Raw genomic sequence first — 23342 nt, forward strand, 5'->3', positions numbered from 1 at the left:
GAACGTGCGAGTTCGTCCGTCCGCGTCAGAGGTTCAGAGGTACAGGCTCGTGCGCGCGGCTCGCCCCTCGTCGAGTAGCTCCGCGATCCGCGCCTTCACGGCTTCCACCTTCGGGATCACCTCGGCGTCCTCCTCGTTGCCCGTGCCCTCGAACCACATCGGCTCGCCGAACCAGATCGAGCAGCGCGCCGGCAAAGGCAGGGGCAGGACCGTCGGCGTGATCGGGAAGTACGGTATGTTGAGGGCACGAGCGAGCGGCTTGATGTCGAAGAACGCCGGGCACGCTTCCTCGCCGCCGACGAACGCGAACGGCGTGATGGGAGAGCGCGTCTTCATCGCCAGGCGCACGAAGCCCGTGCCGAAGTCGACGAGCTTGTACCGATCCTTCCAGAGCTTGCCGCTGCCACGCACGCCCTCCGGGAAGACCATGATGAGCTCGTCGTCTTCGAGCAGGCGCTCGCAATTCTCGGGCAGGCCTGTGACCTGGCCGGCCCGCGTCAGCCACACGTTCACGAGCGGCAAGCGCTGGAAGACCTTCTCGATCATCGCCTTCACCGCCCGCGGCGGGCGCGCGTCGAGCATCATCGCGGTCGCCACCATCATGCCGTCGTAAGCGAGCTGCGACGAGTGGTTGCCGATGAGCAGGCCCCGTCCCTCGGGCACGTGATCGATTCCGTGGACCTCGACCCGGAAATAATGCCGGTAAAACCAGGCCGCGACGTAGAGCGTGCGCTTCGCCGCCGCCGTGGAGAAGCCCCATTTGTCGTACCCGAGCGCGTTCACGGCAGGCGAGACCGCGTCCACGATCTCCGAAAGCTCCCGGGGAATCCGTCGATCCAGCTCCTCGAACAGGCCATCCAGTGCGGTCATCGTGCGTGCCACCTTCCGACGTCAAAGATAACTGAGAAATGCGAGATCTCGCCGCCTTCGCTTGAGCTCCGCGAACCAGCGGCAGAGCGGGTAGAGCGCCGCCACCACGACGAGCGTGGTTCCGTAGACGAAGGGCAAACCATGCTGGGCCTTCGCGGGCAAACCCATGTGTTGCCAGGTGAAGACCTCGTCGCCGTGGATCGCGTAGTGCAGGATCGCGGCGGAGGCATGGGCCAGGAAGAGGTGGAGGATGTAATAAAACAGCGGCGCCCGGCCGAACACGAGCAGGATCCTCTTGCCCGGGAGCTCGCGGCCCTCGAGCGCGCCGAGCGCGACGAGCGCGGGCCCGAGTGTCATGAGCAGGTACGAGAGCGACGGCGGGTACTTGCGGCAATTGAGGAACGAGAGCGTCGTTGCGAGGGCGCTGCCCTGCGAGGTCCAGGGCAAAGGATCGCCGTAGACGTTGAGCCCCCGGACAACCACGAACGAAAGCGTGAGCGCCGCGCCGAGCTTGTAGAGCCACGCGCGGCGCTCGCCCGGCGCCGCCTCGAAGAGCGCACCGAGGCCATATCCCGCGGCCATGACGCCGATCCACGGCACGAGCGGGTACGCGATGAACACGTAGTGACCCGGCACGGGCTCGAAAGGTCTGGACGTGTGGAGGATCGACCAGACGACGTCGAGCGCGCTGCCTTTGGCGAAGGAGACGCCGTCGAGGAGGTTGTGCCCGGCGATCATGGCGACGCCGATCGCCGCGACCACACGCACGGGCAGGTGCACGAGGCCGGCGAGCGCGATCATGCTCCAGCCGATCGCCCAGATCACCTGGAGCGGCGTGACGTGGTAGCCGAGGTCGAAGGTCCAGCCGATCCGGATCACCGTGATTTCCAGGAGAACGAGCCAAGCGCCCCGCGTGAGGAGAAACCAGGAGAGCTCGCTCCGGCTCTTGCCACGCGCGGCCTGCAAGTACGCGCTCGTGCCCGCGAGCAGGACGAAGACGGGGGCACAAAAGTGCGTGATCCACCGCGTGAAGAAGAGCGCAGCGCTGGTCTTCGTGAGGTCGATGCGAAAGTCGACCTGCGGGCCCACGAAGTCCCGCACGTGGTCGATCGCCATCAGGATCATGACGAGGCCCCGGAGGACGTCGACCGCGTCGTTCCGCGCCTTTTCAACGGGTTTTGTGGGGTTTTCGGCCGCGCTCGCGCCGTCTACTTCAAGAGACAGGGACGTCACTGGCGCGAGCTTACCAGGGATCCGCGCGAAGGCGGATCACTGGATGCGGAACCGATCGCCGTGGCGGCCGTTGTCGTCGCGCCGGTCGAACACGGTGAACGGGTTGAACCGATTGCCGATGCGCTCGCTGTAGCGGCCCTCGAGCCGCACCATCACGCCGTTCGTCGCGTCCCTCAGCGTGACGTCGTCGTACGTGACGCGGACGAGCACCGGGAAACGATCACGGCCGCAGAAGACGGCCGGATCCGGGGCCTCGAGGGCGATCGAGCCAGTGATGCGGCCCTCGCGATCCGCGCGGAGCGAGATCCGCTCGGCGACGTTCTCGCGCAGGATGCGTCGGTCGCCCTGGCCCCCCGTGACGACGCCGGCCCGGGTCGCGCAGCGATACACGGCCCGGACCTCGGCCCGGAGGTGAATCTCGACGGCCTCCCTTCGCGCCAGGCCAAACTCGCGAAAATCGACGTCGAGTTCGCCCTTGCGATTGATGTCGACCGTGAGGTTCCGGAACACGGGATTCCGTTCGCGTCGCTGGGCCTCCGCGGGTGATGCCGCGAGGAGCGGCGCGGCCGCGAGCGCGGCGAGCATGACGATTCGAATCGTTCGTCCCATGGCGCATTCCTCCTTGCACGCGCGACTCCCGCGCGGCGGGTCTCGACGGACGAAAGCAGGCACGCGCCCGCTTCGTCGCCCCCTTCCCATGAGACCGCCCGCGCGGGAGCGGAAGCGCTCGCCCGGCACGGAGCTGTTACGTGGAGGACTTTTTCTCCCGTCCCCACGACAGTTCCCGTGTTCATGAGCGAGCGCGAGCGTGCTCCGCTCGACAAGCCATTGGCTTTGCCGAAGGATAACCGTGGTGGTTGTATGTGCTCCAACGTAATCGAGGCGCCTGTACGGAAGGGGCGGAGAAGACCACCACGGAGCGAAAACCCACGGAGGCCAACATGAATCGGATCTCGAAGTTTTTCGCGCTGCTCGGGCTCGCGGCGTCGATCGCGTTTGTCGGGACGGGTTGTGTCGCCGGCATCGAGGATCCCGAGGCCGAGCTGGCGATCGCCGACGAGAGCGCGGATCTCGAGACGCTTGGTGCCGACGACGTGAACGAGGCGACGGCGGAGAACCAAGCGGCGCTTTCGTCGCAATCGACCGGCGGCTTCTTCATGTCCATCCTCGGCGCAAGCAGCGGGCGGGGTTCCGGCCCTTCTCGCCGCGGGGGCAGTTCCGCAAGCTTCGCCGGCGTCAGCGGACGCTTCGACGTCGGCGGCGCGCGCGATGGTCGCCCGTAACGACGCACGTCTTCGCGCCATCGGCCCGAGACGGGTGAGACGATGCGGGGCCGATCGACTCCTGGGAGCCCGATCGCGCCCGTACGCACGGGCAGGCAGAGCGCTCACCGAGCCCTGATCACATTCCCATAAAGAAGCCTCGGAGGACGGCCGCAGTATCCGCCCGGCACGGGGGAGGGCCTGCGACGTGGTCGATTTGCCCCGTCCTTGGCAGAACTTCCAATGTTTATCAGCGAGCGCGTGGCCGCCCCGCTCGACGAGGGGTCGCCCGGGCCAAAGAGAAAGCGCGGTGGTCAGATGTGCTCCGGTGAGCGCGGCTCGCCGTGATTGCCGTTGCGTGGACGACCATCGACGAACGGAACCATTTGGGGAGGCCAACAATGAATCAGTTCTCGAAGTTTTTCGCGCTGCTCGGTCTGTCCGCGTCCGTGGCGCTCGTGGGCGCCGGCTGCGCGGCCGAGGTCGAGGATCCCGCGTCCGAGCTGGCCCTCGCGGACGAGGCGAACGACAGCGCGGAGCTCGCCGTGAGCGCGGACGAGACCACGGCCGAGAGCGAAGACGCGCTTTCGGCGGGGGGTCCCGGCTGCGGCTGGGGCGGGGGCGCCTGCGGCGGCGGCGGCGCCATCGTCGGCCCCTACGGCGGCGGCGCCATCGTCGGCCCGGGCGGCGGTGCCGCCATCGTCGGTCCCTACGGCGGCGGCGCCATCGTCGGCCCGGGCGGCGGCGCCATCGTCGGCGGCCCCGGCGCCTGCGGATACGGGCGCGGATTCGACTGTCTCGTCGGCGGCCGTCACTTCATCCGCGGCCCGTACTACGGGCCTTGCGGCGGCTACGGGCGCGGATACTGCGGCTACGGGCACGCAGGCTGGGCGTACGGCCAAGGCCGGTTCTAGGGATGCACGACCGCGCCCCCTCGATTCGAAGCAAAACGTGAACGTGAGCCCGATCGGCCCCCGGGAGCCGGTCGGGTTCGCTTGTTTGTACGAGCGAAGGAAAAACCCCCGTTATCGCCAGCCGTCGATGGACACCACGCGACCGAGCGCGAGGACACGCAGCGCGTTCGGGTGGGATTCGTATTGATCCTGCTGGGCGTGGGCCTCGGCGAGCAGGCGCGCCTTCATCCTGAGCATGAGCGGCAGCTTCATCGCCAGGGTTTGCGGCAGGTACACGGGGACGGTCGTATTTTCGCCTGCGGGGACGCAGAGCGCCCGGATCTGCTCGTCGCCGAAGACGGTGCGCTTCTGGTATTTGCGTTGTTCGAGGAGCACACGCTCGATGTGGGCGTCGAGCTGGCTCACCGTGACGCTGCGCTTCGATTGGCGGAGCGCGTCGCGGAGCTCGCTCGTGACGGCCTCGACATTGGAAGGCGCCTGGAGCAGGGGCGTTTTGAGCACCTCGTTCGCCGCTTCGAGCGCGTCCTTGAGTTTCTTGTTGTCCTCGGTCACGAGCGGGGTGATCGCGGCGACCGCGGCCTTGAGGTGCTCGACCTCGTCGAACGGAAAGCGGAGCTCGCCCGTGAGCATGACGACGGGCGGCGTGAAGCGGCCGGTCTCGCTGATCGATTCGAGCATCGCCCGCTGAATGCCCCGTCCGTCCGTGGGCGTGGCGCGCGTGAGGACGCCGAAGGTGTCGTGCCGATCGCGCGAGGCATTCGGATCGTCGGTGGGGAGGTCGTGCTTGGGATCGAGCGGCTCGAATTCGAGCTCGTCCACGATGGACGGGAACGCGGCGCGAATGCGGGCGACGCCTTGTGGATCGAACCAGAGGAGATCCACGACCTCGGGGCCGAGCCGACGCGAGGGGCGCGCCGGCGGGACGCGGGGGCGCGTGTCGTCCGGGGCGGCGGTGGTGGTGGTGACGGGCGCCGCGACGGGCGTATGCGTGGGCGCGCCAATGACGTTCGTCGAGGCGGAAGCCGCCCAGGGGCTGGTTTCGCGCGGCGGCGACGCGGGAGGCGTCGCGACGTCGAGGGGTTCGCGGCGAGGAACCTCGGCCGGAGGCACGGGCGTCGTCTGCGGGGCCGTGAAGGCCTGCGCGGCCACGACGGCGGCCGGTGGGACCATCGGAGGCGCGACGGGAGGCGCGACAGGCGGCGCGACGGGAGGCGCGACAGGCGGCGCGACGGGCGGCGCGGGCGCCGCGGGGATCGCCGGCACGGGCGGCATCGGGGGGACGACCGGCGCGGCCGCGGGCGGCTGCGAGCCCGGGAAAGGCAGCGGCGCGCGGGGAGGTTGTGTCGGGACGCGGGGCGCCGCGGAGGCGGGCGCGGGCGCGACCGGGGGCGCGACCGGGGGCGGCGCGGACGCACCGCCGCGGGCTCGGCCACGCGCGAGCCACGCCGGGAGCACGCCCTCGGCGCGCGCGAGCTCCTCGGTGGAGAGGACCTCCGTCTCGACGGACTCTTCCTCGAAGATGTGCTGTTCGGCGGGACGAACCGGCTTCGGCGGCGCGGGCTGCGCGGCCTTCGCGGCGGGAGGCGGCGCGGCGGGCACAGGCGGGGCGGGCTGCGCGGCCGGGGTGGGCGCGGACGTCTTTTGCGGGGCGAGCGCGCGGATCAACATCTGCACGTCGTCCCAGCCGAGCTTCTGCCGGGTGTTGCCCATCGCGACGAGGACGCGCCCGCGCTCGTCACGCGAGAGCATCGGCATCTGGCCGCGCCAGGTCACGGTGCAGAGGGCGCGATCCGTATCGATCCAGAGCGCGTCGCCGACGAGATTGAGCTCCTGCGCCCCGCCGCGCGGGCGTTCGACGAATGCCTGCGGGCGCAGGCCCGGCAGGCGTGTCGTGAGGCGCGGATGATCGGGGTGGAGGTGCTCGAGGACGATCTCGAGATCGGGCGTGATCTCGGGGAGGCGCTGATCGGCGGGCGCGGCGTTGAAGTACTCGATCTCGATGTCGTCGGGCAGCGGCCGCGTGTGCCATTCGGCGTGGGAAAAACTCCCGCGGTGGCGGCGGAGGCGGGTTTCGCGTTGCGGCCACCCGGCCGCGATGGGCCCGAAGCCCACGGGCGAGCCGTCGTCTTTCAGCGTGTGTTGCCGGCGCGCCGGGTGCAGGTTCGGCAGGGGTCCGGGCGCGACGGGGATGCCGACCGGGTTCATGGTCCCGGGCCCGCCCTGCGCGCGCTCGTAGCGCAGCGGCATGTGGGTGAACGCGGGGCCGTCGGTGATCTGCGCCTCGCCGGACCAGGTGCGGTCGGCGTGGACCTCGATGGCCTTGTCGAGCGAGCCCACGACCATGCGGGCGAGGAGCGAGCGGCAAGGCTTGTGATGCGCGGCGAACGCGTGCCCGACGAGCGTGACGTCCGCGCCTTTGCGGAAAGGAACGAGGTCGCTCGGCGAGTAAACGCTGCGCCGGGGATCATCGTCCCAGTGGTTGTCGGCGTCGTTGATCGGCTCCTGGCCCGACGAGAGCCGGAGCTCGCCCGGGACCAGCTCGAACGTGGCCTTGCAGACGACGGTGAGCACCCACTCGCGGCTCTGCCTTTGCCAAGGAAGAGAGGCCACGTAGAACGGGCCGAGCGCGACAACCTCCATCCGGCCGACAGTACCACAACGGACGGAAGGGGTGAGGACGAAGGGCGTGGCCGGTCAACGCGCCGCGTTCGGCTTCGCCTCGGCCTCCGCGAGCGCCGCGCCCCGCTCCCGCGCGAGCAGCGGGTTCTCACGGAGCGCGGATTCGAAGAGGGCCCTGGCCTCGCCCCTTCCATGGGTCGCAGCCTCCTCGTCGCCCGACGCACGCGCCTGCGCGAGCCGGAGCGCGCCTTTTGTCGCGAGCGCCGTCGCCATGCGAGGGTTTCGGGCGAGCGCGGCGTCGCAAAGGGCGATTCCGCTCGCGAGATCTCGATCGGCGGGCTGATTTCGCGCGGCGAGCCAGCCCGCGCGTAGCTCGTGAAGCTCGGCGAGCGTCTGGTAGAGGTGCGGATCGGCGCGCTCTTCTGCGAGGAGGCGCCGGAGTGGCTCGATTGCATCCTCGAATGCAGCCGCGTCTGCCCGGCCCTTCGAGACGGCCCAGCGCAGGTCGAGGCGTTTTACGCGCGCCTCGTTCAGGCGAGCGTCCGCGTCCCAAGGCGCCGCCGCGACCAGCGCGCGAAACGACGCGCGTGCCGTTCCGAGCGCCGCCGTCGGATCTTTCCCTTGCCCGACGAGCCACGACGCCTCCGTCATGGCGAGCAATCCCTGGATCTCGCGACTCGCGGACGGAGGCCCGAGCCGCTCCATTTCCCGGACGAACCCCGCCGCGCGCTCGAGCGAAGGGCGCGGATCCCGGCCCGCGCCTTCGGCGTGCGTCGCCTCGATCCAGAGCGCCCACGCCGAGAGGTTCGCCGAGTCGAGGGCGTTCGTCTCGTGGACGGCGGCCGCCGACGCGAGCGCGCTTGCCACGGCGCTCTCCGGCGAACGGCCTTGCCACGCGAGATATTGTGCGCGCCGGAAAAACGCGAGGGCCTTGTTGATGGCCGGGTACGTGAAGCTCGGATCCCGCGCGATGGCCTCGTCACAACGCGCGACGGCGCGCTCGACCGAGGCGCCCGGATCGACGCCGCGTGAGGCCTCGATCCGGGCCCGCTCCGCATAGGAAGAACAAACCTCGTTGTAGGGCCAGAGGAAGCCCGGATCGAGCCGGATGGCCTCCTCGTACGCGGCGACGGCGCGGCCCATGGCTTCCCGCGCGTCGAGCCCTCGACTCATCAGATAAAGAAACTTCGTCCTGTGGGCAGCGCCCACGAGGTAATGCGCCATGGCGTCGTCCGCCCGGACCCGCGCGGCGTCCTCGGCGCGCGTGATCGCCTCCCGGATGATCGGCTCCGGCTCCGTCGTCTCCGGTCCGTGTACGGTGCGGAATGCAAAGATGCTGTGCAGGAGCGCCATCTCGAGCCGCGCCGACGAACGCTGCGCGTCGGCCGCGATGGCCCGATCGCAGGCACGCCTCGCTTTCTCGAAGCTCGGGCGGAGCAATGCGGGCCGCGCGTCCGACGCGAGGACGACCTGGATCCAGAGCTCGCATTCGGCCTCGTGGATGGCCGGATCACTCCGCGCGATCTCGGCCGCCGCCGCGTACGCCGCCGCCGCCGGCTCGAAGGCCAGCATCATCCTGTCGAGATCAAACGCCGCGTCGCGCCGGAATCGACTGCCCTCCGCGAAGAGCGCGTCCCCTTCGAGCTTCTTTGCCTCGTGCAGCCAAGGTGATTGCCGGAACGCCTCGCGCGCCTTTTCGAGCGCGACGTCGTTTTTGCCCTCGTGGAGCGCGATGAGCCCCTCCACGAATGCCGGCGACTCGAACCGCGCCCCGAGCGACGCGCGCAGGTGCGCGAGCGCAGGTTCCTTGTATTCGGCGGCGAGGGACGCAATCCTCGCATCCCTGCGCTCGTGGTCCTGGATCCTCTTCGTCTCCTCGAGCGCCTTTTGATGCAGCTCCACGAGCGCGAGCCCCATCGCATACCAGAGCGCCGGCTGGGTGTATCCCGCGTCGTACGCGTGGCGCAAATGAGAAAGCGCCTCTTCGGGCTCGTGGAGCGCGAGAAACCCTCGCCCGAGCGCATCATGCCCCGGCCCCTCCGCGGCGGGACCGAGCAAGGTCATTCGCCGCTCGATGCCTCGCAGCCGCTGCCGCACGATGTCCCGCTCGCGCTCGATGTCGTGCAGCGGCATCACCTGCGCGTGCCGCAGGAAGAGCTCCATCTCCTTTACGTCCTCGCCGAGCTCCCGCGCGATCGCGGTCCTTTCGGCCGCGGCGCGCCGCTCCCCGAACCAGAGGACGAGAAGGACCGCGGCCGTCACGACGAGCGCCGCCCCGAGCGCGACGCGCGCCTTGTGCCTCCGCGCGGTCTTCCAGAGGACGTACCCAAGTGACGCCCGGCGCGCCTTCACGGGGACGCCGTCGAGGAAACGCGCGAGATCGTCGCCGAACGCCCGCGCGGATTCGTACCTGCGTCCCGGCTCCCGTTCGAGGCATTTCATCACGACGGCCTCGAGGTCCTCCGGCAGCTCGGGGCGGACCTTCCGGAGCGGCGTGGGTTCGTCGAGGAGCAGGCTTTGCAAGACCTCCATCAAGTTGCCCTCGAAGGGCGGCCGCCCCGCGAGCAAATCGTAGAGCGTGGCGCCGAGCGCATACACGTCCGTCCGCCGATCCAGCGCGTGCGGGTCGCCCTCCGCCTGCTCCGGCGCCATGTATCCGGGCGTCCCGGCGAACGAGCAGGTCGTGGATGGGCTCGCCTCGCGTATGTCCCGCGCGATGCCGAAATCGGTGATGTAAGGCTTGCAGGCCCCGTCTTCGCCCCGCTCGACCATGATGTTGTGGGGCTTCACGTCGCGATGGATGATCCCGAGCCGGTGCGCCACGTGGAGGGCCGCCGACACCTGGAGCATGACGCGGACCTTTTCTTCGAGCGTCATCCGGGCGCTCGCGACATCGAGCGGGTCGCCGTCGATGTATTGCATCACGATGTACGGCCTGTCGCCGAGGGCGGCCGCCTCGTACACCTTGCACGCATTCTCGTGCTCGAGCCTCGCCTGCGACCGCGCCTCGCGGAGGAGCTTTCGGTTCGTCTCCGCGTCCGACGCGTGCAGGAACTTGAGCGCCACGTCGCGCCCGAGCTGTTTGTCCCGCGCGCGATACACCGAGCCCATCCCACCACGGCCGAGGAGCACGAGGCCTTCGAATCGCGAGCGCAGCACGACCGGGACGCTCGGCGGCTCCGCGGGCAAAGTGCACGACGTGAGGACGTCCTCGGTCTCCACCATGGCGTTTCTCGCGGCGTTACAGGGGCAGGTGGAGATCGCAGAGCGCCGCCGCTTCGAGCGTCGTCTGGATCGCCGGTTTGCCATTGCAGGTGAAACGTCCGTCCGCCCCCGCGCAGGCGCTCGCCATGTCGTATCGGACCGTCATGCCGCACGTGTTCAGCAAGGAGCCGCAGAGCCGCGTCATCCAGGAGAGCTGGGTGAAGAGCCCGCAGGTCGAGAGCAGGTTGACGCGAGGCCACGCGTGATAGACGGGGGCCTGGTCAGGGCCGGGAATCCGGACTTGCCAGAGCGCCTCCGCAACGGCGAATCCGAGGTCGCCCGCGTTCTCCGTCCCGGCCACGCTGGGGCCCGAGAGAAAAATGGGCACGGAGAAGCCCAGGGGATTCAGGTGCGCGACGATGCACGTGAGCACGTCCTCCTGCGCCGATGTGTCGAGGCCGGCCGTGAGCCACGTGGAGGTGGTGCTCAGAATGCCCTCGCCCTGATAAACCTCATTTTCACGCGTGATTTTCGTCCCCGCGGGCAGGGCGCAGCGCGTCGCATAACGAAACACGTGCCGTCCGCCCCAGGTATCCAGGAGGCCCGTGGCTTCGATCGCGGGATTCACGGCGAATGGATCGGATGGATCGGCTGCGGGGAATGCGAGGGCGGAAAGGAGCTCCATGACATTGGCGTGATAGGCCGCCGGGCTCGCACCGTTGATGCCGCCCGAGCCCGCGGGGCCGCCCTGCAGTTCGAGCGTGGAGCTTTCCGTGAGCGCATCGACGTCGGGAGCCGCTTCGCCGCAGCCGATCGAGAAAAGGAAAGCGCCCAGGGCAAGTGCCCGCGCTCCTCGAACCAAGGACATGACCCCTCCCCTGCCTGGGCGCTCTTGCTGCCCCGGACGTCATGACAACGCAAATGTCTTCACGTTGATTCGTGTTTGCGGTGGCGGGGCGGCGTCGCCCGGCGCACCGCCACGTTATCGGAGCCTAGCTTCGTGACGGGAGGGGGCGCCATGAGAGATTGGTCCCCATGAGGCGTACGGAGCCCCCTTGCGGTCATCGAGGCGCGGCGGAAGCGCAGCGCTACGATGTGTAAAGAAACGCACAACGACTTATCGCGGGAGCGGAAGCGGAGGCAGAGGCGGCAGCGGGATAAGACAGGGCGCTGATATCGCCTCGTACGAGGTCGAGCGTGGACCGCGACGCCTTCAGGGTCGCGCGAGCCCTAGCTCGCGCAGGCGCCGCGCGAGTCCACGCGCGGAGACCTCGAGCCGCTCGGCCATGCGGCGGAGATCCCCGCCGAGCTCCTCCTGACATCGGACGATCTCGTCCATGTCCAGATCCCCAGCGGTGCGGAAGCCGGGAAACCGCTCGATGAGCAAGTACATCGATGCACGCGGGATCCCGAGCTGCTCCGCCGCCGAGGCCAGATCCCATCGGCTCGCGCGGAGCGCCTCCCGGAGCTCCGTCTCCGTCACGTCCGCCGGTTTGCGCCTTCCGCCCATGCGCCCCGCTGGCGCCGCCTCGTTAACCTCGATCCGCTCTCTTGGAAGCGTCGCGTCCCGCATGCTCGCCGGCGCGCAGAGGTCACTCGGCGACGAGAGTTTTCCGAGCGCGCGCTCGATCGCCGGCGTGATCTCGACGCACGGCCGGCCCCGATTGCCGATGACGAGCTGCCGGACCACGTTGCGGAGCTGCCGCACGTTGCCCGGCCAATCGTACTCGGCGAGCCGCACCACGATATTCGGGGGAAGCCACAACTTCTCCCCCGGCGCGGGCGGCGCGAGGCGCTCCGATTCCCCGATCTCTTCAAGCTCTTCGCGGAGAAAATGGACGAAGAGGCGGCCCACGTCGTCGCGGCGCTCGCGCAGCGGCGGGATGCAGATCTCGTAGGCCGCGAGCCGATTGAGCAGCGCCGCGCGGAACGAGCCCGAGGCCACCTTGCCCTCCAGATCTGCATCCGTCGCGGCGATGATGCGGGCGTCCGACTTGCGACTCTGCGCGGCCCCCACGGTCTGCAGCTCGCCGGTCTCGAGCACGCGCAGGAGTGCCACCTGAAGCTCGACGGGCGCTTCGCCAATCTCGTCGAGAAAAAGCGTACCGCCGCGCGCTTGCTCGAAATACCCGACGCGGCGCCCGACCGATCCCGTATAAGCGCCCCGCTCGGCGCCGAACAGCTCGGCAATCGCGAGGGACGGCGCAATGGCGCCCAGGTTGACCGCGACGAAGGGTTTGTCGCGCCTGCGGCTTGCCTGGTGAATGGCGTGCGCGACGAGCTCCTTGCCGGTGCCCGTCTCGCCCCGGAGCAAGATCGGCAGCTCGAGATCGGCCACGCTGCGGATGTCCCAGAACACCCGACGGAGCCCCTCGCTCTCCCCGACGAGCGCGTGCCGCTCCGGATATGCGCTCGTGCCCGGGATGCCGTCGAGCGAGGCCAGTCGATGCAAGAGGAGCACGACGCGATGACCGAGATCGATCACGACGCCCCGTCGCAGGGAGAGATACACGTTGCCCGAGACCCGCTTGCCTCGCAGGGTGACCGAGGTCGTGCTTTCGCCGAGCTCGATCCGCACGCCCCCTTTCCCCACGGGGACGATACGTACGGGTTTTCGGCTCAAGTGTTCGTCGAAGAGCGGCGCGCCGCTCGCCTGCCCGGGAGGGGCGAACACAGGCTCGACGCGCGACACCGCGAAGGAGCCGCCCTCCCCGGTTTCCTCGAGGATCGCGCGCTCACCGACGCGCTCGAGATTCGGGTGGTAGAGGATCGTGAGCGCGAGCCTCGACCCGTCGGCACCGGACTCGGCCGCGGTGCCTTGACCCACGAGTGTGGTCTTCTCGACAGAACGGCTCGGTCCAAGCTGCATGCTCAAGGAATGGTAGGCCGGCACTCACGACATCCGCAAGTCCGACCTCGCTCCCACGCACGCGCCCTGCGTGCGGGTGCGCCGCGACAATCAAGATGGGTGCCAGCGATCCACGCGCTTCGTGGCCCACGAACACGTGGATTGCCACACCGACGCAGGTCTGTCGTCGTCGGCTGACGTCAGCGCGCCGCGGCTGACGTCAGCGCGCCGTGGCTGACGTCAGCCGCCCGGGGCGGAGGCGCAAGGGAGAACTCCTCGGTCGCGGGCGGATCGGCCGGGAGCGTTCTAAGCTCTCGGCATGCACTTCCGTTGCTACCGGATGCGTGTGATCTGCGAAGAATGCGGCTCGAGCTGCTCCGTCGACCAGCCCGCGCTCGGCGTGCGCTGCGTCGCCTGCGGGAGCGATCAGCGGCTCCCCGTCGACTATCTCCGCGAGCACGTCTTCGGACTCACGCTGAAGCAGGTGCTGCCGCTGGCTCCCGGCGAGGAGCGGCCCCTTCTCATGTTCGGCGCCGGCACCCAGTTCTTCGGCATGCTGAGCCTCCGCTCGCCCACCTGCAATGCGTGTGCGACGCCCACCGATCTCTCGCAGCTGCCTCTCGGTAGCACCGGACAGGCGCCCTGCAGGGGATGTGGGGCCATGATGGCCACCTATCCAGCGCCGGCGTGGCTTCGCTCGCTCGGACCACACGCGGAGCAGGTCTTCATCCCCCTGGTCGCCGAGACGCCCCGGTCCCTCCGACCCATCACGCTGGGTTGCCCCGAATGCGGCGCCAAGCTCAAGGTCGGCCCCGGCGATCGACGCATCTTGACGTGCGGCTATTGCGACACCGATGTCTTCCTGCCCGAGGAGGTATGGCGAACGTTTCATCCGGTGAGGAGACGCGCGTCCTTTTTCGTCTGGTTCGAGGAGTAATTTGCGCGAAATCGTTCGATATTGACGGGATAGCATCGATGATGCCATGCATCGAACGCGCTCCCGTCGAGACCCCTGGTCATGGCGCACCTCTCTCCCGCGATTCAGCACCTCCTCGCCCTTCCCGATGCCGAGCGCCGCCTCGGGCCCTTCTTGCTCGTCGAGCAGCTCGGGCGGGGCGGCTTCGCGCCGGTGTGGCTGGCGCGGGAGATCTACGGCGCGACCGAGCTACGCACGGCCGCGGTGAAGCTGTTCGCAATCGGCACCCGCTCGGACGCGAGCGCCTCCGCGGCCGCGCTTCGCCGGCAGATCCTCGAGGAGGCGCGCTCCCTCTGCCAGGTCGAGCACCCGAGCGTCGTGCGCTTCTATTCGCTGCCCATCGACGAAACGCGCGGCGTCATGGGCCTCGCGATGGAGTACGTCGCAGGGTCGCCTCTCGCGCAGCGGATCGCAGCCGAAGGGCGCTTGCCGGTGCCGGAGGTCATCGCCATCGGGATCGCCCTCGCCTCGGCCCTCGCCGCGGTCCACCGCGCCGGGCTGGTCCACCGCGACGTGAAGCCCGCGAACGTGATCGAAGCGGCCGGCGTCCACAAGCTCATCGATTTCGGGATTGCCGCAACCGATGAGCGGAGCGCGCCGCGGACTCGATTCGAGTCGGGTCCCGCAGAGCTCCCCAGCCTGCCGCCGGAGACCACGCGCCTTCGAGGCTCGGCTGAGGACATCACCCGCCCGCTCGAGCTCGGCGATGGCGCGCCCCTCGGCGCGCTCGAGCGATACGGAACGATCGGGTACATCGATCCGGTGGTCTTCGCGACCGGCGCGGGAGCGACGGCGGCGAGTGATCTGTACGCGCTCGGGGCGACGCTCTTCGAGTGCCTCACCGGGCGCCTTCCGGCACGTTCACCGGGTGGCCACGGCTTCTCGGACGCGGTGCTCGACGGCCGCCACCCCGCGCCGCCCGTCGGCGAGCTCGCGCCCGAGGTACCGGAGCCGCTCGCCCGCCTCGTCGACACCCTGCTCGCCCCGGAGCGGGCGGCGCGGCCTCGCTCGGCCGAGCAGACCGCGATCGAGCTTTTGCGGATCCAGGCCGAGCTCGCCGGCCCTTCGCGCGCGCTGCCCCCGGAGGACATCGGCCCGTTCCGCGGCCTCGGGCGCTTCGGAGAGAAGGACCGCGACGTCTATTTCGGCCGATCGAGTGAGATCGCCGCGACGATCGAATCCGTGCGCACGCGCGGACTCGTCGCGCTCGTGGGCCCCTCGGGCAGCGGGAAGAGCAGCCTCGCGCGAGCCGGGGTGCTGCCCCGGGTGGCCGAAGGCGCGCTCGGAGGCTGGCCGCGCGCATGGGACACCGTGATCACCGAGCCTGGCCACGATCCACGCGCGGCGATCGCCGCCGCGCTCAGCAGTTTCGTGCCATGCGCGGGCGCGCTCACGCCCGAGGCGCTCTCTCGGGCGCTCGTCACACGCGCTCGCGAGGCGGAGCGGGGCATCGTGCTCCTCGTCGATCAGCTCGACGAGCTCGTGACGCTCGCCGGAGGCCCGAGCCGAGCGTGGGCGATCGAGCTCCTCGGCCAGCTCGCCGAGCCGGCGCTGCCCGGGGTGCGGGTGATCGTCACCCTGCGGCGCGATTTGCTCGATCCGCTCCTCGCGCTCGCGGGGCTGGGCAAGGCGCTGATCCGCGGCTCGGTCCTGCTCGAACCGATGACGGAGAGTGCCTGGGCAGCGGTGATCGATCAGGGGCTTGGAGCGTACGGCTACGCGCTCGAGGACGAGGCGCTCCGGGAGGAGATCCTCGCCGACGTCCGCCGGATGAGCAGCGCGATGCCGCTCGTGCAGTTCGCGCTCACGGAGCTCTGGGATCGGCGGGATCGGGAGGCGATGCGAATCACGCGGGTAGGGGTCGCGGCGATCGGCGGGATCGCGGGCGCGCTCGAGCGGCATGCCGAGGCGACGCTCGCGGACCTCGGCGCGGAGGTTCGAGGGGCGGAGGCGGGCGCGCGGGCGCTTCTGCTCGCGCTGACGACGCCGCGGGGGACACGGGAGAACCGGAGCCGCCCCGAGCTCGAGCAGGCGGTGGGCCCCGGGGCGACGGAGGTGATCGCCGCCTTCGAGCAGGCGCGGCTCGTGGTCGCCAGCGCCGAAGGGCTGACGCTCGCGCACGAGGCGCTTCTCGCGCAGTGGGGGCGACTCCGGCGCTGGGTGGAGGAGGCGCGCGACGATCGGCTCCTCGCCGAGGAGCTCGAGCAGGACGCGACACGCTGGCGGGAGACCCCGGCGCTCGTTCCGCTGTGGAGCCGGCATCGCCTGGCTTTCGCGGAGGATGTGGTGCGGCGCGAGGCGGCGCGTCCCTCGGCGGACGCGCGGGCTTTCCTCGCTGCCGCGCGGCGGGCCGAACGACGAGCGCGGCTCGTGATCACGGGCGCGGCCCTCGCGGCGCTGGTGATGAGCGCGGGCGCGGGCGCGGCGTACGTGCGCGCCATCCGCGCCAAGGAAGCGGCGACGGAGCTGGCCCTTTCGGAGCAGACGAGAAGCCGGGAGCTGGCCGAGCAGCAAACGCGGGATCTGAGGGCGGCCCAGGACCGGATCGACAAGCTGATGGGCGAGCTCCGGGAGGCGCCGAGCCTGGCCAAGCTGCGCGAGCTGGAGCAACGGATGGTGGAGGCCAAGGCGCTGGGGGAGCCGCGCGAGAAGCCGATCGCGGCCGGGAGAGCGAGGCCGGCCGGGAGCGCGGAGACGTCCTTCGCGGCGCCGGCGAGCAGCGCGGCGCCCAGCGCGGCGCCGGCGGACACCGGGGCGGGAGAGGGGCTCACGGTGGAGACGGAGTGGGGCGCGGGCAAGAGCCGCTGATCGCATCGAGGGCCGAGGCTCTCCGCTCAGAAGGTATAGCGAGCCGAAAGGCTCGGCAGCACCACGAACAGCACCGGGCCGGCCAGGGTCTCGGGTCTGAAGGCGAAAAGGCCGTACCTCGGATCGGAGAACGTTCGATCTTCGGGCCACGCCGGGGGAGCGACGGCGAGCAGCATCATCGCCTCGACGCCCACCGCCAGCGAGAGGTGCTGCCCCACGCGCACGCCCACGCGCACCTCGGGATCGAGGTAGAGGAACCCGCCAAAGCTCGTCGCGCCGAACGGAGCAGCGGCGTTGCTCTCCGCGTCGTTCGCAGTCCACGACCGGACATCGCTCATCCGTCCGACCATGGCCCCTGCGCCCAAGCGCAGATCGAGGAAAGGCTGCTTTCCGAGCCGTGTCCCCACCCAGATCCCCAGGAGCCCGCCGCTGAGCGTGAGGGTGTCGTCCACGGGCCCCACGGGAGCGCTCGGGGGCGGACGGAGGGGGGTGCGTCGCTCGGTGAGCGTTTGATGCCCAGCGAGGAACCCGGCGGACACGCCGATGTCCAGCGACGCCCCGATCGCGTAGCTGCCGCGCAACACACCGTACCCGCCGAGCGCGGGGGTGGCGTCGCAGCGCTCTGTGCAGCTCTCCATGATCTGGCCGCCAAACGAGGGCGCGATCAGCATCGCCCCCGCGAGCTCGATCCCGAAGCGTCGCGCCGGAGGAGCGGCGGGCAGGGCCGGTCCGGGCGCCGGGGGAGCCTCCGGCACGCGACGCTGCCTGGAAACCGTGATCCGCGTCGTCTCCCCCGCGACGACTTCGACGCGCGTCTCGAACGGCAGAAAGCCCTCCTGGAGCACGCGCACCAGGTGGCTGCCCGTCAGCACGCGGAACGGACGTGGAGCGGGGAAGAAGCCCCGGTCGCGCCCATCGATCGCGATCTGCGCCCCTGGCTCGGCCCCCTCGACGGAGATCGCCCCGACCAACTTTGAGAGCTCCGCCGCCTCGCGCTCCGCCGCCTGCCTTTTTTCGGCGGGCAGATCTGGAAAATCGCGGAGCAGCGCCTCGACCTGCTCCAGCGCCTCGTCGTAGCGCCCGAGCTTTCGCAGACAGATGGCGGCGTTGTTGATCGCCTGCGGGGTCGGATAGAGCCGCGCCGAGGTCGAGAAGGCCGCGAGCGCATCCGACCACGCGCCCTTCTGGAGCAGCTCGACGCCCTGCTCGAACCGGGCGCGGGCCTCGTCCTCCACCTCCTCCCCGGCGGCGTGCGCGCGGGCAGCAAACGTCGTGAGCGAGGCGGCGAGAAAGAGCGCGAGCGATCGCAGGCAGCGCCTCATGTCCGCTTCCGTGGACGCGGCAGCCCGTAGGCCTCGATCTTCGCGATCAGCGTCTGCCGCGAGATGCCGAGCCGCGCCGCCGCCTGCGTCTGGTTCCCCGCGCAGGCCTCCAGCGCCGCGATGATCCGCTCTCGCTCGTCCGCTCGCGCCGCCGCGGGACGCGACGGAGGAGCGGGCAGGCTCGATGGCGGCGCGACCTCGCTCGTGATCGCCATCGGCGCCTTGACACCACTGGCTTGCAACCGGGAGGGCAGGTGCTCCGGCCGCAGCGTCTCCCCCGGACAGAGGACCACCGCGCGCTCGATCGTGTTGCGCAGTTCCCGGATGTTCCCCGGCCACGCGTAGCGCTCGAGCTGCGCCAGCGCCTCGCCCGACAGCGCCGGCACCCGGGGTCGATCGAGCTGCGCGCATGCCCGCTCGACGAACGTCCGCGCCAGCGCCGCGATCTCCTCGGCGCGCTCGCGGAGCGGCGGGATCGTGAGCGTGATCCCGTTGAGCCGGAAGAAGAGATCCTGCCGGAACGCCCCGCGCGCCGCCTCGGCCTCCAGATCGCGGTTGGTGGCCGCGATGAAGCGCACGTCGACCGGGCGCGGGTTGCGACCGCCCACGCGGAGCACCTGCCGCTCCTCCAGGACCCGCAGGAGCTTCACCTGCATGGTCATGGGCAGCTCGCCCACTTCGTCCAGGAACACGGTACCGCCGTCGGCCGCCTCGAACAGCCCTGGCTGTGCCTGGAGCGCGCCGGTGAACGCGCCCTTCTCGTGACCGAAGAGCTCGCTCTCGAGGAGCGACTCCGAGAGCGCCGCGCAGTTGAGCCCCACGAAAGGTTTTTTCGCGCGCGGGGAGCGCTGGTGGACGGCCCGGGTGAGCACCTCCTTCCCCACGCCCGTCTCCCCGAGGACGAGCACGCTGAGGTAGCTCCGGGCGGCGAGTGTGGCCTGCGCGTAGAGCGCGCGCATCGCGGGGTGGTGAACCACGACCCCGGGCGCGAGCCCGTCGCCCTCCGGGAGCGGCTCGTCCGGCGGGGCCGCGCGGCGAATCACCGTCATCACGGAGCCGAACGTGAGGGTGTCGCCGGGGGTGACTTCCCTCTTCCACGCGGCGATCTGGATCAGCCCCTGGGTCGAGCCGTCCTCCGGCGTCCTTCGTGAGTCGCGCAGGCTGGTGCCGTTGGCGCTGCCGAGATCCTCGACCGAAAGCCCGGGGCCGAGGTGGAGGACCGCGTGCCGGCGCGAGACGGAGGGGTGATCGATGCGAACGTCGTTGCCTTCGGCCCGACCGATGGTGACCCGGCCGCTCGGGGGCAATGGGTGGGCCAGAACGGCGTCGCCGGCGAAGATGACGAGCTCGAGCGCCTCTCCGCGCGGCGCCTTTCCTGCGCTCGGGTCTGGTTGCACGGCGCGATGCTACACCGACCGCGCCGCGTCCCACCTCGCGGCCGCCCTGGTCGATTCAAAAAGCAAGAGAACGACGCGCCGGCGTGAGATGACACACGCCACCCCAAGACCAGACGCTCGGGTTTACAATCTGCCGGGGAGGTCCCTTTACAAACTGTAAAGGACGACGACTTGTCAAGCCGCCGCGCCTCCCGCCGCCGGCCCACCTGCGCCTGGATACGGTCGGTTCCCCGCGGCAAGCGCGGGGATCCATCGTTGGCCCGCGCCGTGCAATGGCCCTTCGCAGCACACGACGCCACGTCGCGAAGCCTGAAGCTTCGCCCCCGACGCGGCTCGAACAGCGCTTTTCGCCGCCCACCGTCGCGGAGCGACGGTGTCGCGCTTGGTTCAACCCCTCGGCTTACCCGCACACGAGACAACCCCCATGAAGCTCTCTCCCTCGACGGTCCTCGCCTCCTCGGCTCCCAAGGCCAGCGCGCCTCTCGCGATCGAAATGGCTCTCCCGCGCAGGACGCGGCAAAGAATGCTGGGCAGCCTGGTGGCCCTCGCCAGCGCCTTCGTGCTGACGGGATGCGTGGTCGAGTCCGACCACGACCTCGGCGAAAACGAAGATATCGAGTCCACGGAGCAGGGGCTTTCCGCGAGCACGAGCGCCAGCGCGCCGATCCTCGCCAAGCACAGCAACATGTGCCTGGACGCCTGGAACGCGAACACGAATGACGGCGGAGAGGTCAGGCAGGGAAACTGCAACGGCGGCACCAACCAGAAGCTCCGCCTCGTCCCGGTGGGCGACTCCTATTACAACGTGGTCTTCGAGCACAGCGGCAAGTGCCTGGACGTCCCCCATGGGTACACCTCGGACGGCACCGGGATCCAGCAACATGCCTGCAACGGCGGCGAAAACCAGAAGTTCAAGGTCGTGGACAACTACGACGGGTACCACTGGCTCGTGGCCAAGCACAGCGGCAAGTGCGTCGACGTCGGCGGCGGGAGCATGGATAACGGCGCTGGGATCTACCAATACTCCTGCCATAACGGCGACAACCAGAAGTTCAAGCTGCAAGGCCGCAGGTTCTACAACATCAAGCCCGTCAACAGCGGTCTGTGCTTCGACGTCAACGGCGCGAGCCTGGCGAGCGGCGCGACGATCATGCAGGGCAACTGCCACGGCGGGGACAACCAGCGCTTCGAGCTCTACGCCAAATCGAACGGGTATTACACGATCGTCAACAAGAACAGCGGCAAGTGCGTCGACGTCTACTACGCGAGCACGGCGGACGGCGCCGACGTGAAACAGTCGGAGTGCAACGGCGGCGACAACCAGCTTTTCCAGGCCGTCGACCTCGGCAGCAAGAAATACAACCTCGTGGCCAAGCACAGCGGCAAATGCCTCGACGTCTGGCTGGCGAGCACCGCCAACGCGGCGCCCATCAAGCAGTCGGCTTGCAACGGCGGCGAAAACCAGCAGTTCACGCTGGACGAGCTCGAGGTACCGGAGGGAACCCCCTCCACCCATCCGGTCATCGACAGCTACTCGGGCGAGGAGTACGCGTATGAGGATCTCGCAACGCTCAAGCATGCCGTCGCCCACGATCCGACCATCACCTACAACCTCGCCATGCTGGCGCACATGCTCGGCTTCGCCTGGGCCGGCGGGACGCAGGGCACCGCTGTCGGGCAGGGCTTCGACGTGAGCCCCTCCGGCGACGGCTACGTGCTTCAGGCTCGCTATAACCCGTCCGACCCCTACGCCGGCGGCTACAGGTCGAACGAGCGACTCAAGATCACGCTGTCGGACTTCGGGACCACCCTCAACCCTGCGACCTTCGTCTACGGGCCGGTCGAAATCACGGGTACAGATCAAATCACCAGCGGCAACGTGACCCTTGTCAATGAGACCGATGAGGTGACGAGCATCGGCAAGGAACTCGAATACAAGCTGACGACGACGACCTCGCACTCCGCAGACGTCAGCTTCACCGAAAGCTTCTCTCTCGCGATCGAGAACGAGGCCAAGATCCCGTTCCTCGGCGAGAGCAGCGTGAAGACCGAGTTCGGCTTCGAGTCGTCCCAGGCGTACAACGAGGGGACATCCGAGGAGGAGACGGTGACGCTCACAGATGTGTTCGCGGCACCGGTCCCGCCGCATAGCTCGGTGTTGATCACCTTGATGGTGAACAGGACCAAGTCGCAGATCTCCTACACCGCATCCGCAGGCGTCACGTTCACCGTCTCGTTCACGGGCTTCCTGCGCACCAGCGACAACGCGCGCAGCGACCACCCGACCGATCGGCCGACCATCACGGCGACGTTCGGTAACAAGGCCGCCGGTAAGTCCGGGTTCGAGGACATCCTCGACCAGTACGACCACCGCCAGATTGAGGGCTACTCCTCGTGGGACTGGAACTGGGCCACGACCACCTACGGCGCCGCGATGCGCGATGTGATGCGCTTCAACCGGGGCAGCATCGGCACCACGACGAGCGGGAAGTTCAAACAGGTGAGGGGGATCAGCACCTACATTACCGCCACTCCTCTCTGAGGGTCGCCACCGTCGGGCTCGCACAGGCACAGGCGCCTGCGCGAGCCCGGTCCTCCGCGGCCCAACGGCCCGCCGCACACCTCCCTTGACGCTAGAGCGTGCCCAGCCGTACTGTCCTCCGCAACTCCCCACCCGCTACCTCGCGCTCTGGGGAGAGAGGACCTACGAAATGCAATTACCCGACGTGAACGCGGCGAGCGACGTATACGAAAAACACACCGACCATTTCCAAGGCGCGGCCGAGGGGTGGGCGGATGCCGAGACGCTGACGGATGCGCAACGCGCGGCCATCGTCGAGGCCGGCGCTGTGGTCAGCTCCGCCGCGGATGTGCTGGCCGGCGCCGTCGTCGTGGAGCGTGCCGCCCGAAGGGCCGCGACCAAGCTCCGCGCGCGTTATGGCATCCGTGATGTCATTCTCGACCTGCGCATCATGGCCGTGAGCGACGCGCTCATGAACGGCCCTGCCATGCGGAGCCGCAGCAATCCGATCTACAAGCACGTCTTTCAGGAGGGCAGCGCCGGGGAAATCACCGAGGCCAAGCTCCGCGAGGAGCCCGAGCTCGCCGAGCGGATCCTGGAGCGGTTCGCCGGGGTCGAGGACTTCCCGGCGAAGGCCGCCGCCCAGGCCGGCCTCAAGGAAGCGCTCGAAAAGAGCTTTACGATTCGCGACGCGCTCGACGCCGCCGAAATGGCGCAGAACAAAGCCGGCGATTCCGAGATCCAGGGCCGGCTCGCGGTCCGCGCGGCGCTAGAAAAGGCGTACGGTATGCTCCGCGCCGCGTTCCCGGGGCAACGCAAGCTCGTCGAGTCGTTCTTCTTGCGGCGCGAGCGGAGCGCCAAGAAGGGCGCCGGCGAGAGCGGCGGCGAGGGCGACGAGGGCTGAACGCCGAAACGTCGCTTTTGTCGCTGGCAAATTCCGCCCCGAGATCGGGTTCCCGTCTTCGAGCATGCTCGAACGATGCACAGGAGCCCAAACCACGCATTCGGACATCCCCAAACCACGCGCCGCACGCGCCGCCACGACGTTCTGGATGTTCCGAACCTCAGGCCGAGCCCCCGCGGGCGTCCTCGGGCGCGTCCGAACACTCGGCCGGGCTTCCTGTGCATCGTTCGGACGTTTCCAAAAGTGGGCCAGGCCATTCCTGTGCATCGTTCGTGCATGCTCGAACGATGCACAGGACGACCGCCGCGCGGTTTGCGCACGCCCAAAAGCGAGAACCTGCTTTCAGGCCGTGATTTGCCGGCATCCAGGGTGAAATCGGGCGCGGGCGGGTGCAGGCGGCGGAATTGTTGCGTTCCTTCCGGGGCCTGCGGCAGAGGATCGGCGGGAAGAACGCAGGCGCGCTT

General features: G+C 69.4%; 15 protein-coding genes. 6 read left to right on the top strand and 9 right to left on the bottom strand.

Annotated elements, in window-relative coordinates:
• Positions 1-33: 33 nt before the first annotated feature.
• From KEG57_RS31495 to KEG57_RS31505, 3 genes are read right to left on the bottom strand one after another with little or no spacing between them, the layout of a single operon-like run.
• A complete protein-coding gene (locus tag KEG57_RS31495; RefSeq protein WP_272422752.1) occupies positions 34-870 on the bottom strand; it encodes a lysophospholipid acyltransferase family protein in 837 nt (278 codons plus the stop codon).
• Between the two features lie 21 nt (positions 871-891).
• Positions 892-2103: an acetyltransferase domain-containing protein gene (locus KEG57_RS31500; RefSeq protein WP_272459127.1), complete on the bottom strand. Its 1212-nt coding sequence runs from the start codon at positions 2101-2103 to the stop codon at positions 892-894.
• Positions 2104-2139: 36 nt separating this feature from the next.
• Positions 2140-2712 carry a hypothetical protein gene (locus tag KEG57_RS31505; protein ID WP_272422750.1) on the bottom strand — a complete coding sequence of 191 codons (573 nt, stop codon included), beginning with the start codon at positions 2710-2712 and terminating at the stop codon, positions 2140-2142.
• A gap of 332 nt (positions 2713-3044) precedes the next feature.
• Between KEG57_RS31505 and KEG57_RS31510 the strand changes: the two genes are divergently transcribed.
• Positions 3045-3386 carry a hypothetical protein gene (locus tag KEG57_RS31510; protein ID WP_272422749.1) on the top strand — a complete coding sequence of 114 codons (342 nt, stop codon included), beginning with the start codon at positions 3045-3047 and terminating at the stop codon, positions 3384-3386.
• A 380-nt stretch (positions 3387-3766) separates the two neighbouring features.
• Entirely contained in the window at positions 3767-4279 is a 513-nt protein-coding gene (locus tag KEG57_RS31515; protein WP_272422748.1) for a hypothetical protein, read from the top strand.
• Between the two features lie 111 nt (positions 4280-4390).
• On the opposite strand, the gene KEG57_RS31520 is transcribed toward KEG57_RS31515, so the two are convergent.
• The 4 genes from KEG57_RS31520 to KEG57_RS31535 all read right to left on the bottom strand — a co-directional run bounded on the left by KEG57_RS31520 (position 4391) and on the right by KEG57_RS31535 (position 12971).
• A complete protein-coding gene (locus KEG57_RS31520; protein ID WP_272422747.1) occupies positions 4391-6919 on the bottom strand; it encodes a DUF2169 family type VI secretion system accessory protein in 2529 nt (842 codons plus the stop codon).
• A gap of 54 nt (positions 6920-6973) precedes the next feature.
• Complete coding sequence (locus tag KEG57_RS31525; protein ID WP_272422746.1) at positions 6974-10123, bottom strand: serine/threonine-protein kinase; 3150 nt, start codon at positions 10121-10123, stop codon at positions 6974-6976.
• Positions 10124-10139: 16 nt separating this feature from the next.
• On the bottom strand, positions 10140-10970 hold the full coding sequence (locus tag KEG57_RS31530) for a hypothetical protein (RefSeq protein ID WP_272422744.1): 831 nt from the start codon (positions 10968-10970) through the stop codon (positions 10140-10142).
• 345 nt (positions 10971-11315) lie between these two features.
• Positions 11316-12971 carry a sigma 54-interacting transcriptional regulator gene (locus KEG57_RS31535; protein WP_272422742.1) on the bottom strand — a complete coding sequence of 552 codons (1656 nt, stop codon included), beginning with the start codon at positions 12969-12971 and terminating at the stop codon, positions 11316-11318.
• Positions 12972-13269: 298 nt separating this feature from the next.
• Here KEG57_RS31535 and KEG57_RS31540 point away from each other — a divergent pair, with 298 nt between their 5' ends.
• Entirely contained in the window at positions 13270-13887 is a 618-nt protein-coding gene (locus KEG57_RS31540) for a hypothetical protein (protein ID WP_272422741.1), read from the top strand.
• 81 nt (positions 13888-13968) lie between these two features.
• Positions 13969-16734, top strand: a complete 2766-nt coding sequence (locus KEG57_RS31545; protein ID WP_272459128.1) for an nSTAND1 domain-containing NTPase — start codon at positions 13969-13971, stop codon at positions 16732-16734.
• 26 nt (positions 16735-16760) lie between these two features.
• On the opposite strand, the gene KEG57_RS31550 is transcribed toward KEG57_RS31545, so the two are convergent.
• The gene (locus tag KEG57_RS31550; protein ID WP_272459129.1) at positions 16761-18056 is read right to left on the bottom strand and encodes a PEGA domain-containing protein; all 1296 of its coding nucleotides are present in this window, start codon (positions 18054-18056) and stop codon (positions 16761-16763) included.
• On the bottom strand, positions 18053-19453 hold the full coding sequence (locus KEG57_RS31555) for a sigma 54-interacting transcriptional regulator (protein WP_272459130.1): 1401 nt from the start codon (positions 19451-19453) through the stop codon (positions 18053-18055). The genes KEG57_RS31550 and KEG57_RS31555 overlap by 4 nt, the downstream gene beginning before the upstream one ends.
• A gap of 424 nt (positions 19454-19877) precedes the next feature.
• On the opposite strand from KEG57_RS31555, the gene KEG57_RS31560 reads away from it, so the two are divergent.
• Entirely contained in the window at positions 19878-21995 is a 2118-nt protein-coding gene (locus tag KEG57_RS31560) for an RICIN domain-containing protein (protein ID WP_272459131.1), read from the top strand.
• A gap of 169 nt (positions 21996-22164) precedes the next feature.
• On the top strand, positions 22165-22878 hold the full coding sequence (locus KEG57_RS31565; protein WP_272459132.1) for a hypothetical protein: 714 nt from the start codon (positions 22165-22167) through the stop codon (positions 22876-22878).
• Positions 22879-23342: the final 464 nt, after the last annotated feature.

It is taken from the genome of Polyangium jinanense (genome assembly GCF_028435365.1).

Coding starts and splice junctions, on each gene's coding strand:
- KEG57_RS31495 (WP_272422752.1), bottom strand. CDS start 870: ATGACCGCACTGGATGGCCTGTTCGAGGAGCTGGATCGACGGATTCCC.
- KEG57_RS31505 (WP_272422750.1), bottom strand. CDS start 2,712: ATGGGACGAACGATTCGAATCGTCATGCTCGCCGCGCTCGCGGCCGCG.
- KEG57_RS31510 (WP_272422749.1), top strand. CDS start 3,045: ATGAATCGGATCTCGAAGTTTTTCGCGCTGCTCGGGCTCGCGGCGTCG.
- KEG57_RS31515 (WP_272422748.1), top strand. CDS start 3,767: ATGAATCAGTTCTCGAAGTTTTTCGCGCTGCTCGGTCTGTCCGCGTCC.
- KEG57_RS31520 (WP_272422747.1), bottom strand. CDS start 6,919: ATGGAGGTTGTCGCGCTCGGCCCGTTCTACGTGGCCTCTCTTCCTTGG.
- KEG57_RS31525 (WP_272422746.1), bottom strand. CDS start 10,123: ATGGTGGAGACCGAGGACGTCCTCACGTCGTGCACTTTGCCCGCGGAG.
- KEG57_RS31530 (WP_272422744.1), bottom strand. CDS start 10,970: ATGTCCTTGGTTCGAGGAGCGCGGGCACTTGCCCTGGGCGCTTTCCTT.
- KEG57_RS31535 (WP_272422742.1), bottom strand. CDS start 12,971: ATGCAGCTTGGACCGAGCCGTTCTGTCGAGAAGACCACACTCGTGGGT.
- KEG57_RS31540 (WP_272422741.1), top strand. CDS start 13,270: ATGCACTTCCGTTGCTACCGGATGCGTGTGATCTGCGAAGAATGCGGC.
- KEG57_RS31545 (WP_272459128.1), top strand. CDS start 13,969: ATGGCGCACCTCTCTCCCGCGATTCAGCACCTCCTCGCCCTTCCCGAT.
- KEG57_RS31550 (WP_272459129.1), bottom strand. CDS start 18,056: ATGAGGCGCTGCCTGCGATCGCTCGCGCTCTTTCTCGCCGCCTCGCTC.
- KEG57_RS31560 (WP_272459131.1), top strand. CDS start 19,878: ATGAAGCTCTCTCCCTCGACGGTCCTCGCCTCCTCGGCTCCCAAGGCC.
- KEG57_RS31565 (WP_272459132.1), top strand. CDS start 22,165: ATGCAATTACCCGACGTGAACGCGGCGAGCGACGTATACGAAAAACAC.